Below are 14,130 nucleotides of genomic sequence, written 5' to 3'. Positions count from 1 at the left end.
TGCTGCCATCAGAACGGCTCAGCCTTCTTGGCCTGTTCGCGTGCCTTGATGCGTTTCTTGGCCACGGCTGTGCTGTGCATGAACCTGTGGGACTCGTTGCCCGTCTCGACGATGTGGCAGTGGTGCGTGAGTCGATCCAGCAGTGCCGTGGTCATCTTGGCGTCGCCGAACACGCTGGACCATTCCTTGAAGTCCAGGTTGGTGGTGATCATCACGCTGGTCTGCTCGTAGAGCTTGCTCAGCAGGTGGAACAGCAAGGCGCCGCCTGCCTGGCTGAAGGGCAGGTAGCCCAGCTCATCAAGGATGATCAGGTCCATGCGCTGCCAGCGCGCTGCGATGCGGCCTGCCTTGCCTTGGCCCTTCTCCTGCTCCAGTGCGTTGACCAGATCCACCGTGGAGTAAAACCGCACGCGTGAGCCATGGCGCGTGATGCCCGCCACGCCGATGGCCGTGGCCAGATGCGTCTTGCCCGTGCCGGGGCCACCCACCAGCACCACGTTGTGCGCCTGCTCGGTGAACGCCATGCTGGCCAACTGCTCGATGAGCTTTTTGTCCACGGGCGAGCATTCGAAGTCGAAGCCCGCCAGGTCGCGGTGCACGGGGAACTTCGCCGTGTGCATCTGGTAGCTCACTGAGCGCATGGCCCTGTCCGTGACTTCCGCTTGCAGCAGGTGCTCCAGCAGCCAGCGCGAGCTCTCCAGCGTGGCGTGGCCGCCTTGCTTGACCAGGTCCTCCCAGGCCCCGGCCATGCCGTACAGGCGCAGCTCTTTGAACTCCTTGTCCAGCTCACGCATGATCGGCCTCCTGCATGTCGCTGCCAGCGCGCAGGCTGTCATAGCGCGCCGTGTCGGCCAGGGGTGTCTGGCTCACTTGCAGGTTGGTCGCAACCGTCTCGGGCAGGGGCTGCGCTTGCAGGCGGCCGAGCACGTTGATGACGTGCTCGGTGCTCACCCGCCCCGATGGCGGCGCACTCTCCAGGGCCAACTCCACCGCCACCAGCACGGCGTCCAGCCCTTGCTTGGGCACCTCGGCCAGTAGCCTGTGCCGCCGGGTACCGAGTCGTACAGCATGACGTAATGGCGGCGCGGCCCACCGTCTTTGCCAGGCTCGTCCTGCAGCACCATGCGCAAGTGGTCCACCTTGCCACCAAATCGGCGCTTGAGCCCCAACTGCACGGCCGCCATGAAGGACTGGACCACGCTCTCGTCCATGCCGTTCTTCGTATACGGCACCAGAATCCGCAAAGCCTCCGACTCGAACTCTCGGTACAGGTACAGGCACTCCAGCAAGTTGGCAGGACTGTCATCACCGTACTTGGGGCAATCGAAGCTATGGCTTTGCCCGCTCGGGTCGCTACTTCGTCGAGGAGGCTTTTGCACCTTGCCGCAGTGCTTGCACAGCTTGAATCCAGGTCGCGAAGACTCCTTGTCCGCCACCTTGAACGCCTCGCCAGGCTTGGCCAGCTCACCAAAATTCACGTCCCGGAACGTCACCCGGGAGATGAACTCAAAACCAAACGGCAGAGCACCCGAGCCAATCTGCCACGCCTCACGAATATGTGATGGAGAGAAATCCGCCATCAGCTGGCGCACGTAGTACTTGGGCTCACGGTCAACCGCATCGATTGGGTCGACTTCCACCCGTCATGGCACCAACTGATGTCGCTGGCCTGGAAGCACGAAGTTCCCACGCTCTCCTGGACGGCGAAACAGAAAAATCCTCACTTGGCGCGTGCGGTGCTGTCCTACCAGTGGAATCAGGTCGAACAAGGCACGGGCTGTCCCACGGGAATGGCTTACGCGGCGTATGCGGGGCTGGCTCGTGAGCCAGCGTTGAAGATTTGGGCCGAGAAAGTTCTGGGCACGGTTTACGAAAACAGCCGCCGGGAGGTAGCTGACAAACCCTCTGTGGTCATCGGCTACGCCATGACGGAAAAGCAAGGCGGCTCAGACCTGCGCGAGACACAGACCACGGCGGTCTATTCCCACTCAGCCGAGTACCACGGGGCCGTGGCGCACTGGTATGAGCTCACGGGCCACAAGTGGTTTTGCTCCGTCCCGCAATCAGATGGCTTCTTTACGCTGGCCAAGGTGAATGGTGGCGTGACCTGCTTCTTCTTTCCGCGGACCTTGCCTGACGGCAGCTTCAACCGGTTCTTCATTCAACGCCTCAAGGACAAGGCTGGTAACCGCTCCAATGCCGGCAGCGAAGTGGAATACAGCGGGACGATGGCGATTCGGGTGGGAGAAGAAGGTCGAGGTCTTCGTGAAATTTTGTCCCACTCACACCTCACGCGTCTGGACTTCGCGGTCGGCTCGGCGGGCTTGATGCGACAGGTGCTGACCCTGGCACTCAACCACACTACCACCCGGAACGCATTCGGCTCCAGTCTGGCCAAACGGCCCATGATGGCCAACGTGCTGGCTGACATGGCGGTGGAAGTCGAGGCCGCAACGCTCATGGCGTTGAGGGTGGCCAGGGCCACCGACCACATCGACACGAACCCTCAAGAAAAAGCCCTCGCGCGCGTGGCGACACCGGCTGCCAAATACTTCAACTGCTCACGTGTGGTGGCGATGGCCAACGAGGCGCTGCAGTGCCATGGTGGCAACGGTTTCGTGGAGGACCACCCGATGGCAAGGCTCTACCGCGAGGCGCCACTCAACAGCGTGTGGGAAGGTGCTGCCAACATGATGTGCATGGACGTGCGCCGTGCGATGCAACAGGAGGCCAATTCCCGGGATGCCTTGTTTGCCGAGCTGGCCGACGTGCGCGGACAGGATTCGCGATTCGATGCCTACGTCACGGCGCTGGGCCCACTGCTTGACGAGATGCAGCATGAAGAATTCTTTGCTCGCCCGGCCACCGAGGGGATTGCCCGTGCGCTGCAAGGTGCAGAACTTCTGAGGCACTCAACGCCCGAGGTCATCGACATCTTCATGAAAACCCGTCTGGGTGGCGGGACGAACAACTGGGGGGCGATGTTCGGCACCCTGGGCCCGGGGGTGACACAGTCCCAGGCTGACCGTGTGGTCGAGCGCGCTTGCCTCTGGTGATGCGGCGGGAGCTTGAAGCACTGGAAAAACCTGGTTCATGACACCCAATGCATCGAGGCTGGAAATCACCGGCGCAAAGCTGAGATTGAGGCGCTGCATGACATCTTGGGCAACTCTGATTCTGGACAACCTGCGGATGCATCACGCTAAGCAGGTCAAGGCGTGGCTGGCAGAGCACGCCGACGCCATCGAGGTGCTCTACCTGCCCAGCTACAGCCCGGAGTTGAACCCCGATGAGATGGCCAATGCAGACATCAAGCAAGCGGTGACCAAGCTGGCCCCGGCGCGCACGAAGCTGCAATTGGTGAAGGCCACCGCAAAGCACTTGCGCAGCGTGCAGCGTCGGCCCGAGCGCACGCAAGTACTTTGAGCACGGGCCGGTGCGCTATGCGGCTTGATGCAATTTCACAGGGGCCGGATCAATAAGAGCTCCACTTTTCAGGGGCAACCTCATGACCACCTTGACCCACTACCAATACAGCGCTACAAACCCGCCATGACAGCCCTCTCCGATCCCATCGTCATCGGCCTGATGATTTTCAACATCGTGATGCTGCTCGGCTATTTCTCTTCCAAATGGCTCAAGGCATGCGAGCCCGGGGCCAAGAAAGAACATTCCTGAGCGCAGTTTGCTGCGCCTGTGATGGCCAAGGATCGAAGCTCTTCACTGAACTGCTGCTAGCCCAGCCGGTAGTTCCCCTTTTGCCCCTCACGAACCATCCCTGCATCAATGACCCTGCGCAATGCCAGGCCCACTGAGCCTTTGGGTATCCCTGCTCCGTCAGCAATGGCCACTTGCGTCAGAGGCTTCCAGCTGCGTCGATCCAGGACTTGTTTGAGATAGGCCAGGACCTTTTGGTCATTGGCGCTCAGACGCTGACGTGGGCGAGCAGGTTCCGCCGTCACGCTCGCTGTCGCCTTCTTTCGCAGCGGTTGTTTGGGCTGCACTGGCTTGATCTGCACGTCCTGTGCTTCTTCAACGCCCAGGGCGCTGGGCTGCACACGTGCGCGTGGACTGCGATCGGACAAGTCCACCAGCACCGGGGGTTCGGCTGCTGCGAGCTCCATGGCGGACCCGTACAGGGTCTTGAGCTGTTCTTCCATCGCCTGCAGCTCGTGTGCCATCCGTGCAATGCTGCGAGCTGTGCGTAGGCGCGATCAGCATCATTGCCGAAGGGTTCGCTGGCAACCATATGGACCACGCGACTGGCGTGTTGCTGTACGTCCTGGGCCAGCGCATTGCGCGCTGCGTACAGGTTTTCACCCGCCTTTTGAAGTAGTAGCAATGTCTTTGGGCTTATGGACATGAAGACTCCCGATAACGATCGCCACGCTTGCAATGGCGTAGCGTGCATTTGAAAGATGAAAGTGTATGGGAGCCTCGTTGTGGCGGCTGCGCATGCATCGGCGAGGCCCTGCTCCTAGAATTGATTCGTCTGTCTGGATTCTTCCGTCAGCAAACATCCAACCCATTTATCACGAGACCCACCATGGCCACCGCAAAGAAAGCCCCCGCTCCTGCCAAGAAGTCCACGAAGTCGGCCCCCGCCGCCAAGAAGGCCGCTGCCACCAAACCCGCAGCAGCGGTCAAGCCTGCGGCAGCAGCCAAGCCTGTCGCAGCAGTCAAACCCATCAAGACGGCTTTCAACAAGACCACCCTGGTCGCCCACTTGGTCGAGCAGTCCGGTGTCGAGCCCAAGGCCGCCAAGGCCGTGCTCGCTGCACTGGAGTCGGCGATCCTGGGCTCGGTGCACAAGAAGGGTTCCGGCGAATTCACCCTCCCCGGTCTCCTCAAGATTGGCCTGCTGCAAGTGCCTGCCAAGAAGAAGCGTTTTGGCAAGGATCCGTTCACGGGTGAAGAGCGCTGGTTCCCTGCCAAGCCCGCATCGGTCAAGATCAAGACCCGAGCCCTGAAGAAGCTCAAGGACGCAACGCTCTGATGGCCTTCCCAGCGCGATCCTTGCGGCCTCCGAGGGGCCGGTGGATCCCCTGAATCCGCGCTGAGAGCAAGCGCCCCTGCCACAGCTGCGTGGGCACTTTTCCTATCTGGATTGCGCCGTCCTTCGTCAGGTGGAAGTAGACGCGCATGCCAACCCGCCACCCCATGTCTGCCGGCAGCGCAACCCTCTGACGCCGGTCGATCCGTTCTGTGTATGTCCGGGATGGATGGGCCCGGCGGCCCTTGGCTTCGAGTTTCCGCATGTGCATGGTCACACTCAATGCACCTGCATCTGCGCAGTACCCAGCGCTGCCTGAATGCGGGCGACCTGCTGGGGATCGACATCGCCATCGCAGTCCATGCCCAAGACCTGGGCCAGGGTGCTGCCGAGCTCCGGGTGACTGCGGCGCAATTGGCGCAGAGGCTCCTGCAACAGTTCACGCTGTGCCACTGCGATCCGGCTGCGATAGGTGCGAGGCGAGACAGCCACCGGCACCAGATGCCCACCCAGCGCCTGCTGGCGTGCGCACCAGTAATAGCCGCAGGACTGCACAAATGCCGCCACAGCGGCCACTTCGCGCTCGTGGCGGTGCAGCAAGCCCCAATACGTCCCTGCACTCTCAGCGGCACGCTCACTCAAGTCCAACGGCATCGTCGGCGCATGCCCTGCCGCAGACGTTGCACCGACATGCAGAAAGTAGGCCTTGACCAGATCGTCATCGGCAAAGAGGTCGTGCAGGAACTGGTGAAGCGCGCCGATGGCGACCTGCGGCATACGCATCTGGATGTCGAGGCGGCGGCGATCGATCTCGGTTGCTGACAGATGCAGCTGGCTCAAGGTGTACCGCACCGACGGGCGGGTGGCGACTGCGGAGGGTGCGGAGCCTGCGCGGACTGCAGGCTGGGAAGCGGTGCACAGCGAAGACAGTGAAGAGGTGTTTGCGTTCATGGTGTGCCTGGGGAATATGAATGTGGGGGCAAGGCTCCGCCCAGACTGCCGGTTTTTGCAGCCGTTGAGCGGAAGAAGGAATGAGCGGACTTACGCGCTGGCGCGGGGCGAGTGCGTGCGTCCTGTGCGCATCCAGGGACCCGGTGGGGCCTGGGGCTCGCCCTTGTGATGGACGGCCGGCAGCACGATATCCGTGGGACGACGGGTCATGGCGCCGCTAGTGTTGCCACGCAGGGATGCACCGGCCTGTGCGGGCTTGTGCACGCCGCGTGGCTTGGGTACGGCTTGCGGTGCTGGCAGCACCGGGGCATAGAGGTCCGTATGCACCGGGCGCAGCCCTGCGTCTGCGCCGCCCTCTTCCATGCGGATGACCTGCCCTGTGGCCATGCGACTGGCCAGCAGACGCTCCATGGCCGATCCGTCCTGGCGTGTGAGGTTGGGTACGTAGCGGCTGTAGACCTTGAACAGCATCTCCGTGCTGGTGTGGCCGAGCTGGCGTGCGATCCATTCGGGCGCTTCACCGGAAGCCAGCCACAAGGTGGCCGCGGTGTGGCGCATCTGGTAAGGCCTGCGTTCAGTCATGCCCAAATGGCGCAGCAATGGATACCAGATGCGGTCCGTGAAGTTCTTGTTATCCAATGGCGCGCCCATCAGGTTGCAGAACACGTAGTCGGACAGTTTGCCTGTCACCTCGTACTGCCTGGTGAGAGCCTCGACCACCGGCTGGCTCATCTGGATGTCCCGCTGGCTGCCGTCGGTCTTGGTGTACTCATCCTCTCCAAGGACGAAGGTTTCCCGGACCCGGATCAGGCGGTGCTCGAAATCGACGTAGCGCCATTTGAGACCATGGACTTCGCCGGTGCGCATGCCGGTGAAGAAGCGCACGGTGAAGTAGTTGCGATAGTCTGCGCGGACGGTGGCCAGGATGCTCTGCACATCCTGCAGACTGAACGGATCCACATCGACCTTGCGCACACGCAGCCGTTTGATGTTGGTCGTGGGCGTCGTAAACTCGAAGCGGTCGGCGGCTTCGTCCATGATCTGGCACAACGTGCCAATGATCTCGTTGATGCGTTTGGGTGAGAGTCCTTCCTTGTCTCCGCGACCTTTTACTTTGGCGAGTGTGGCGCGGTAGGCAAGGATGTCGGATTTGGTGATGCTGCTGACCACCTTTTGTCCGAAGTGCGGGATCAGGCGGGCGTCCAGGGTGGAGCGCAAGGATCGGATGTGGCTGCGGCGCCATTCGATCTCGTGTTCTTTGAACCACTGGGCCGTGAATTCGCAGAACAAGGGGCCGGTCGCCTTCGGCTCCGCGGTCGGCTTCTCTGCCGCCTCTGCACTCGCCTCTGTCACCACCGTGGCAGCCGCCTTCTCAAGTTTCGCCCGTGCAAAGCGCTTGAGCGCTTTGCTGTTGGGAAAGTAGTTGGCGTAGACGAAGGTTCCCGCGTTGATCTCGGACTCGATCTTGGCGAGGACTTTTTCCAGCTTCTTGCGGTTGGTTGGAGAGTCGGTCAATGCCGTGTATTCACGACACCGCTGTCCCTGAAATCTGAAGTCCATGAACAGTGTGCCCATGGTGTCTGAGTTTCGGATACTACCCATGAAGTACACCTCCATTGGCCATCGGGATGGCGCTCATCCCCGTGGGTCTCGCAACTGAGACCCGCATCATGTCTCGTTGAATGGCCTCCCAACGGTAGAGGATCTTTCTTCCACCAAAGGGACGAAAGTAATGAATCCCCTCAAGTAGGACGCTGTCCTTCAATCGCTCGCGAATAGTCCGCACGTCGTACTTGATCCGGGCAGAAAGTTCCTCTGTGGTTAGTAGTTCAGTTTCCATATTTCTCCTTCGTCATTCAGCTTTATTGATAGACGTCTTTATTGTATGTCGCACAAACACATTGTCAACTCGTCTAGCAATAAAGATTGTTGACCCCTTAGAATGCCGAATCAGCCGAGAAGCACATGAGCCGAAATCAACTAAACATAAGGGTGAGCGATGAGTTGGAAGAGCTCATCGACAAGAAGCGCATCGAGCTTGCATCGACGCTGAAGGTCATTCCTACGCGGTCTGACGTGGTTCGCTTTGCCCTTGAGAGTTACCTCGGGGTATCCGTGAAGCAAACTGATGCGGACCGCCGAACAACAGAAGGCAAGGCCATTTCGGCAAAGAAAAAATCCGCTGACTATTGAGAGCGGCTAACAAAAGCCTGTCATCGCCCAATGCCCGATGTGCGTTTGATACGGCATGGGAAAAAACAGGAACAAAGAAATCAGCGCGGCGCTGTACAAAAGGCTTGAGCCGTTGCTGCCGGCCGCGAAGCCCTCGCCCAAGGGCGGCAGGCCGCGACTGAGTGATGAGCTGGCCTTGAATGGCCTCCTGTTCGTGCTGCGCACGGGCACGCCTTGGGAGCACCTGCCCCAGGAACTGGGCTTTGGCAGTGGCATGACCTGCTGGAGACGACTGCGTGACTGGCAGGCCGCCGGTGTGTGGCACCGTCTGCATCTGGCGTTACTGGACGAACTGCGCAGTGCAGACAAACTTGACTTCAGCCGCGCCAGCGTGGATGGGGCCAGCGTGCCCAGCCCCCGGGGGGCCCGTATACGGGCTCCAACCCCACGGACCGGGGCAAACTCGGCAGCAAGCGCCACATCATCACGGACCGCCAGGGCATCCCGCTGATCTTTTGCGTCACCGGAGCCAACCGCCATGACTCGGTGGTGTTCGATGAGCTGGTTGACGCATTGCCAGCGGTGGGCGGCAAACGCGGCAGGCGCCGCCGCTGGCCCGAGAAGCTGCATGCGGACAAAGGTTATGACTACCCTCGGGGCCGTGCCCACCTCAAGCGCCGAGGCATCCAGGATCGCATCGCCCGCAAAGGCATCGAGCGCAATGACCGGCTCGGGCGCCATCGGTGGGTTGTCGAGCGCACCCATGCCTGGCTCGCTGCCTTTGGCAAGCTGCGCACCCGCTTCGAGCGCCGCATCGACGTTCATGTGGCCCTGCTTTCCCTGGCTTGCTGCGTCATCTGCATTCGCAATCTTCTTCCGTTTTGTTAGCCGCTCTGAGTAGGCACCTTTGAACTTAAACCAACCGTTCAGGCTAAGCCTGTCGAGGCCTTGCAAGGCACTTCGTCAAGCATGGAGGAGTTCAAGTTGGTTGATGCCGACTCAATAATGGGCGATCCACGGTCCCTTGTGTAAGCACTTGACATACAGACCACAAGTCATCTCGCGACGGCATGCCGATGGTCAGTCGAACACACTGGCTGCGACTCATCGCGACCGTCCATGCAACAACATCGATGCCCCCTTTGACAGCAATTGCGGTCTGTCCACTTCGAGAAAGCGCACGGCGTGCGACACATTGAGGTCATTGGGTAGGCGACCGATGGCGTTTTTTCAGCTCCGACGCTCGAAGGACAGATTCCGCTGGAACCGGCGCTGTGCATTGCGCTATTAGCGGTTCGGATGCGAAACGTCCGACTGGGGGTTGCGCCGAATGCTCGGGGGCTGCAGCATAGGTACAACCTAACAGTTATCGAAATTTCCCATCGTTGATCCATCAAAGTGTCCGATACCAGAACCATTGCACTCGACGCCGACGGAGTCTTGTTGGACTACGCGAAAGCGTATGCCAATGCCTGGGCGAAGTATTCAGGGACCGTCCCGGTCGAGCACGATCCCTACGCATATTGGCCCATGCAACGATGGGGTGTGCCCCAGTTGACAGGGCGAGCGCTGGAAGATTTCCGAGCGCATTTCGATGAGGTGTTCTGGAGTTCTATTCCTGCCGTTGGCGGCGCTCTGAAAGCCTGCGAACTCCTTGCGAACAACGGCTATGAACTGGTTTGTATCACCGCTCTCGACGCCCGGCACGCGCTAGCCCGCAAGCAGAACCTGCTTTCGCTGGGCTTTCCGATCACTAGGGTCATCACCACCAGCCTGCATGCTCCCCTGGAGAGTCCAAAGGCTGCGGCACTGAGAGAACTGAAACCGCTGGCATTCGTGGATGACTTTGGGCCGTATTTCGCCGGTGTCGGCCCCAACATCCACAAGGCGCTGGTTGTCCGCGATCCGAATGGAAGCCCAAATACCGGAGAGGTGCTGACACTGGCAGATTCACACCATGCGGATCTGCACGAGTTTGCTTGCTGGTGGTTGGAGCGCAATTCTGTGAGTCTCCTGTAGACCCTTGATTGTTCAACAGACCAAACACCGTCAAGGTCGGCTCCGCAGCGATTGCGGCAGTTCATGCTGGTTGCCCGAACTTCCAATTTCATCCAAATGGCAGTCATCCCGAGTACATCGTCAGCTAACCTTCACTGACTGGTTTCTGGTGAGTAGCGGACTGTGAGCGGAAGCAGCCCAAAGATGGGGCTCAAGGTCCGCTCTCACAGGATATGAAGTGGCGTTATCGACCCGGAGCCGCCATCCAGATGAAAGCACCAAAACCGTCATTCAGCCGGGCGGCAAGTGCAAGGCCAAAGAGTTCAACGGGCTGGAGGTGCCTCCGGCAGCGACTTTCAGGACATGGGTGTGGATCATCGTCGTGGACACGTCCGAATGCCCCAGGCGCAACCCACTGCCGTAAAGCAGGGCGGCCAACAGCGCCTCGGTGCCCGCCATGTGCGAAAGCAGCGTCCGAACCTCCTGCACCGTCAGCACCGTCGGAATCCGCATGGTCAGAAAACCCTCGACTTCAGCTTGCCCCATTTCGCGCGGATGTCGAAACCCACCATGGCTGCGGGCCGTCCACAACACAAATGCCTTGGCCCAGTAGACATAAGCCTTCTCGGTCTGTAGGCTGTAGTGCAGGTAGCGAATCCGTTCGCGTACCTGATCGAGCAGCTTGATGGACCGGGGAGGGACCCAGTCAGGTTTGTCAGATCTGTTATACCTGTTCATACATCCAGTATGATGCTTTATAGGATTGATTTCAAACACTTTTTTTGGGTGCCGTGCGACTTTGTTTAACGACCACGGTTGTGGGTATCCGGTGTTTGGTCAGATAAACCACAAGTTAGATGCTTTGCTGTGCGCACAAATTTCGGCCAGCAACAAGACTGTTTGTTTTCTTAAATCGAACCTAAAATTTCTTCGCGGAACTCCATGGAGAAATATTTTGAAAAATTGGTTATTTCTGGCTACGGCCATTATTTCTGAGGTCATTGCAACCTCTGCGCTCAAGTCTAGTGAGGGCTTTACTAGGTTAGTACCGTCTTTTATCGTCGTAGCGGGATACGCTGCTGCTTTTTATTTCCTGTCGCTGACACTCAAATCGATTCCTGTTGGAATCGCCTACGCAGTTTGGTCGGGCCTCGGGATCGTCTTGGTCACTGCGATTGCATGGGTTTTGCATGGTCAAAAACTAGATATGTGGGGATTTGTTGGTGTCGGCTTCATTATCAGCGGCGTTGCTGTGCTCAACTTGCTATCTAAGGCAAGTGTTCACTAAAACGGTCGCATCTAACCATTCCGTCGAGAGGGACCGCCCACAAGCTGCGCTTGCGGGTTCCCTTCGCGGCTTCGCCGCTACGGCGGCCCCTCACGTCAAACGTTAGAGCGCACAGGTTTTGCTACCTTGAAAATCTCCGCAGCTCCAGCCAGAAGCCCATCAATCACGCCGTCGTATCGCGGTATGGTGCCTTTGCTGGCCCAATACTCAAGCAGGTACGCCGCCGTCAAGTTCACCCGGCCCGCCGGGTGTTCCATGTGCTTCGGAAACTCAAAGGTCAGCAGCCCTTGCTCGCCGCCGCTCTCTAACTCGGCGGTCGAGCCGACTGCCAAAAGCTGCGCTTTTGTCATCGGCTCACCTCTGCGTTAAGGCTGACATATAAAGGGAGGGAAAATGTACAAAATCATCCTATTCGCATTCGCTTTTGTATCGAGTGCCTCCTACGCGCAGTTGATCGAGGCGGAGACGTTCATCAAAAGCAATGGGTATTTAAAGAAGACAATCATCGGGAAGACGACGTACTTCACAGCACTCAAGAAGGTCAGCGCTGAGGAAATTAAGCCGTACGTGGAAGCAGTCAAGACGATGCCCCAAACAGAAGATGCGCGTACAGTTTGCAAAGGGGCAAATGCTGGAGCCGCAAAGCAGCTTGCTTCAGAAGTTCGCAGTGATCTGCGAGTGCGGGATGCTTTCGGATACGGCGGCCCTGTGGGTAACACAATTTCCTGCATCATCTTCTATGAGCAGAAAGGAATTGTGCGAGGCGTTCAAGTGCATTACTTGACTCTGTCACAGAGCAGCCTGAATCAAGAAATTTACACAGTAATTTTGACGCACTAATACTCATTCATAAAGATGGCGCAGCCCCGGCTCTTCGAAACGATCTCTTGGCATGAAACGGTGATCCGCTCTAACTTGCCGGCCAAGCGGGACTGCGGAACCGGCGTGGCTTCTCCGGTCAGTCTCTTTCGCGCCGCAACCCCTTACCTCATTTCGTTAGGCGTCACACAACTAGATCTACGGCACTCCAGCAGCACACCACTTATCGGAGCTTGGAAATTTATGATGTACGAGACCGACCACCACGTAACTGTCGACGGCACGGAAAGAGTTTTTCGCACGTATGACATTGCGGAATCAGCAGCCGAGGCACGTGCGCGAGGCCGAGAAAAGCTCAGATTCGCGAACATCCTTGACGGAAAGGCGTTTCACCACGAGTTCGGACTAACTGTTGAGAAGCCCGGGGTTCAACAGGAGCGCGACCCGGTCCAGCTGGCAGCAAACTCGCCTGCAAGTCGATAGTGAGTTAACGAGTCGATATGAGTTCGAGAACACGACTTATAGGGTTCATAGCCGCTTTGCAGGTCAGCCAAGTGCCTTTGCATGTTCAAGCGCAAACGTGGACGCACGTCACGACGAAAGGCGGAACGTCAGCCTACTTCGACGCCTCATCTGTCCGGCGCAGCGATGCGACATTGCAAGCACTTGTACTTTCGAGCTTTTCAGAACCAACGAGGTTGCGCGTTGCTGGTGGTCCGTTGCGCAAGCAATCGATCACCTACTTGACATCGTTCGACTGTGCCAGCAAGAGTTTCTTCGTTCAAGAGACGGTGTGGTACGACGCGCCGATGGCGGGCGGAGCAGCGCACACCATCAGTAGTCGAGTTAAGCCGCAGTGGGTCAGTCCAGACAGCAAGCTCTACGCCGGAAATCTGAACGTCGATATCCTGATGGTGCTATGTGGGAAACGCTGATCTAATATTCCACGACCCTGGCGCGTTCGATGAGCATTTTTTCAGCGGCCTGTTAGGCGTCGTACGCTTTCCTATCCCACTTCCTACCGATGAACGTCGCACCCACCCTTGTCGCGATCCTTCTCGCAATATCTGGCTCGTTGGCGCAGGCCCAGAAGACTTCCCCTGCCCCTACACCTCCATCCCCCATCTACCTTCGGTGCAACGTCGTCAATGAGCCCGAAGGCTCGAACGATATTCACATCGACTTTGCCAAGAAGATCGTCACCGACTTCTTCGGTACCGGTCACCCATTTCGGGAAGAGGGCCCTTTCATCATTTCGGAGACCTTTACCGAGCTCAATGGGAAGCGCGAAGTCGTCACCACAACACGGATCAATCGTTATACCTTGTCACTACAGTACATGTGGCCAGCCCAACAGATCCTAAAGAACGGTCAATGCACGCTCGTCGAGAAGAAGCTGTGAGTCAATTGCGTTCCAAGCATGGCACCCTTCGTCCTCGCATGGGCAGTCCTCGCGAGTCACTGAGGTCCATGAGATGAGCATCTCCCAGCAGTCGAGTGTCAACACCAGAGCCGAACCGACCTACTTCGTCAGGTTCTACGAAGAGGCTTCCGGGGCAGCTGAAAACGATCATTCGTACACGACCATCGTCACCGCCGAGTGTCCCGAGCGAGCGCGCTTGGCAGCCCTTCACTTGATCCGAAGAAGACACCCGTCTCCACCTCGGCGCTTCTGGTGCTGGTCAATTCGTTCGCGGTACTGGAACAACGACGCCTAACCCCTTGGTCAACCGGACTCGCAACGGCATGCCACGCTTGGGCTCCATTTCATTCTGGCCCAAGCGCGTCCTGCCGCTGCGTGCCGGTTACCGCGAACGTTGAACGACTGCTTACCCGTTTGACGGTCGGCCACTCCTGGCCGACTACGGCACTTTAAAGCTAACCCAGTTAGCAGCCGTTCGCCAGCGAA

At 58.7% G+C, this 14,130-nt stretch carries 18 protein-coding genes and 2 pseudogenes; 11 read left to right on the top strand and 9 right to left on the bottom strand.

Translation table 11 applies throughout. The features are described 5' to 3' along the window. Positions 1 to 8 precede the first annotated feature (8 nt). The 3 genes and pseudogenes from istB to AADJ04_RS15150 form a co-directional block, all read right to left on the bottom strand. Entirely contained in the window at positions 9 to 794 is a 786-nt protein-coding gene (istB, locus tag AADJ04_RS15160; RefSeq protein ID WP_341240109.1) for an IS21-like element helper ATPase IstB, read from the bottom strand. Continuing rightward, positions 787 to 1,041: pseudogene (locus tag AADJ04_RS15155) on the bottom strand (IS21 family transposase); the annotation flags it as partial. The gene istB and the pseudogene AADJ04_RS15155, both read right to left, overlap by 8 nt. Continuing rightward, the gene (locus tag AADJ04_RS15150) at positions 948 to 1,640 is read right to left on the bottom strand and encodes a DUF1998 domain-containing protein (RefSeq protein WP_242638374.1); all 693 of its coding nucleotides are present in this window, start codon (positions 1,638 to 1,640) and stop codon (positions 948 to 950) included. The gene AADJ04_RS15150 and the pseudogene AADJ04_RS15155, both read right to left, overlap by 94 nt. A gap of 18 nt (positions 1,641 to 1,658) precedes the next feature. Between AADJ04_RS15150 and AADJ04_RS15145 the strand changes: the two genes are divergently transcribed. From AADJ04_RS15145 to AADJ04_RS15135, 3 genes and pseudogenes are all read left to right on the top strand, one after another. Further along, a complete protein-coding gene (locus AADJ04_RS15145; RefSeq protein WP_210570610.1) occupies positions 1,659 to 3,056 on the top strand; it encodes an acyl-CoA dehydrogenase family protein in 1,398 nt (465 codons plus the stop codon). 115 nt (positions 3,057 to 3,171) lie between these two features. Then, positions 3,172 to 3,454 (top strand): annotated as a pseudogene (locus AADJ04_RS15140) (transposase); the annotation flags it as partial. 98 nt (positions 3,455 to 3,552) lie between these two features. Beyond that, the gene (locus AADJ04_RS15135; RefSeq protein ID WP_273624413.1) at positions 3,553 to 3,678 is read left to right on the top strand and encodes a hypothetical protein; all 126 of its coding nucleotides are present in this window, start codon (positions 3,553 to 3,555) and stop codon (positions 3,676 to 3,678) included. A 56-nt stretch (positions 3,679 to 3,734) separates the two neighbouring features. Here AADJ04_RS15135 and AADJ04_RS15130 read toward each other — a convergent pair whose 3' ends face one another. Beyond that, complete coding sequence (locus AADJ04_RS15130; RefSeq protein WP_244939060.1) at positions 3,735 to 4,181, bottom strand: hypothetical protein; 447 nt, start codon at positions 4,179 to 4,181, stop codon at positions 3,735 to 3,737. Positions 4,182 to 4,546: 365 nt separating this feature from the next. On the opposite strand from AADJ04_RS15130, the gene AADJ04_RS15125 reads away from it, so the two are divergent. Next, the gene (locus AADJ04_RS15125; RefSeq protein ID WP_142083113.1) at positions 4,547 to 4,996 is read left to right on the top strand and encodes an HU family DNA-binding protein; all 450 of its coding nucleotides are present in this window, start codon (positions 4,547 to 4,549) and stop codon (positions 4,994 to 4,996) included. A gap of 276 nt (positions 4,997 to 5,272) precedes the next feature. Here AADJ04_RS15125 and AADJ04_RS15120 read toward each other — a convergent pair whose 3' ends face one another. From AADJ04_RS15120 to AADJ04_RS15110, 3 genes are all read right to left on the bottom strand, one after another. Beyond that, positions 5,273 to 5,944: a hypothetical protein gene (locus tag AADJ04_RS15120; protein WP_210570616.1), complete on the bottom strand. Its 672-nt coding sequence runs from the start codon at positions 5,942 to 5,944 to the stop codon at positions 5,273 to 5,275. A 90-nt stretch (positions 5,945 to 6,034) separates the two neighbouring features. Then, positions 6,035 to 7,519: a DUF3596 domain-containing protein gene (locus tag AADJ04_RS15115; RefSeq protein WP_338071808.1), complete on the bottom strand. Its 1,485-nt coding sequence runs from the start codon at positions 7,517 to 7,519 to the stop codon at positions 6,035 to 6,037. 19 nt (positions 7,520 to 7,538) lie between these two features. After that, positions 7,539 to 7,784, bottom strand: coding sequence for a hypothetical protein (locus AADJ04_RS15110; protein ID WP_142083107.1), 246 nt, complete (start codon positions 7,782 to 7,784; stop codon positions 7,539 to 7,541). Positions 7,785 to 7,909: 125 nt separating this feature from the next. Here AADJ04_RS15110 and AADJ04_RS15105 point away from each other — a divergent pair, with 125 nt between their 5' ends. From AADJ04_RS15105 to AADJ04_RS15095, 3 genes are all read left to right on the top strand, one after another. Next, positions 7,910 to 8,137, top strand: coding sequence for a hypothetical protein (locus tag AADJ04_RS15105; RefSeq protein ID WP_210570618.1), 228 nt, complete (start codon positions 7,910 to 7,912; stop codon positions 8,135 to 8,137). Positions 8,138 to 8,192: 55 nt separating this feature from the next. Then, positions 8,193 to 9,004, top strand: a protein-coding gene (locus tag AADJ04_RS15100; protein ID WP_142083105.1) for an IS5 family transposase whose coding sequence is annotated in 2 segments (ribosomal slippage) — positions 8,193 to 8,523 and positions 8,523 to 9,004 — 813 coding nt in all. Because the reading frame shifts where the segments join, the coding sequence is not laid out codon by codon here. Positions 9,005 to 9,559: 555 nt separating this feature from the next. Continuing rightward, on the top strand, positions 9,560 to 10,135 hold the full coding sequence (locus AADJ04_RS15095; RefSeq protein WP_246881478.1) for an HAD family hydrolase: 576 nt from the start codon (positions 9,560 to 9,562) through the stop codon (positions 10,133 to 10,135). 270 nt (positions 10,136 to 10,405) lie between these two features. Here AADJ04_RS15095 and AADJ04_RS15090 read toward each other — a convergent pair whose 3' ends face one another. Then, the gene (locus AADJ04_RS15090) at positions 10,406 to 10,852 is read right to left on the bottom strand and encodes a phage integrase N-terminal SAM-like domain-containing protein (RefSeq protein ID WP_210570757.1); all 447 of its coding nucleotides are present in this window, start codon (positions 10,850 to 10,852) and stop codon (positions 10,406 to 10,408) included. Between the two features lie 217 nt (positions 10,853 to 11,069). Here AADJ04_RS15090 and qacG2 point away from each other — a divergent pair, with 217 nt between their 5' ends. Next, positions 11,070 to 11,402, top strand: a complete 333-nt coding sequence (gene qacG2 / locus AADJ04_RS15085) for a quaternary ammonium compound efflux SMR transporter QacG2 (RefSeq protein WP_162572169.1) — start codon at positions 11,070 to 11,072, stop codon at positions 11,400 to 11,402. A gap of 95 nt (positions 11,403 to 11,497) precedes the next feature. Here qacG2 and AADJ04_RS15080 read toward each other — a convergent pair whose 3' ends face one another. Further along, positions 11,498 to 11,752, bottom strand: coding sequence for a hypothetical protein (locus AADJ04_RS15080; protein WP_210570756.1), 255 nt, complete (start codon positions 11,750 to 11,752; stop codon positions 11,498 to 11,500). Positions 11,753 to 11,795: 43 nt separating this feature from the next. Here AADJ04_RS15080 and AADJ04_RS15075 point away from each other — a divergent pair, with 43 nt between their 5' ends. From AADJ04_RS15075 to AADJ04_RS15065, 3 genes are all read left to right on the top strand, one after another. Further along, entirely contained in the window at positions 11,796 to 12,242 is a 447-nt protein-coding gene (locus AADJ04_RS15075; protein ID WP_210570755.1) for a hypothetical protein, read from the top strand. Between the two features lie 479 nt (positions 12,243 to 12,721). Next, positions 12,722 to 13,156 carry a surface-adhesin E family protein gene (locus AADJ04_RS15070; protein WP_291476537.1) on the top strand — a complete coding sequence of 145 codons (435 nt, stop codon included), beginning with the start codon at positions 12,722 to 12,724 and terminating at the stop codon, positions 13,154 to 13,156. Between the two features lie 89 nt (positions 13,157 to 13,245). Continuing rightward, positions 13,246 to 13,623: a hypothetical protein gene (locus AADJ04_RS15065; protein ID WP_210570752.1), complete on the top strand. Its 378-nt coding sequence runs from the start codon at positions 13,246 to 13,248 to the stop codon at positions 13,621 to 13,623. The last annotated feature ends 507 nt before the right edge of the window (positions 13,624 to 14,130 follow it).

The sequence above is a fragment of the uncultured Acidovorax sp. genome, from assembly GCF_964021665.1.
In the GTDB taxonomy this organism is placed as follows: Bacteria; Pseudomonadota; Gammaproteobacteria; order Burkholderiales; family Burkholderiaceae_C; genus Acidovorax; species Acidovorax temperans.
This window is presented reverse-complemented; position numbering and strand designations above follow the sequence as displayed.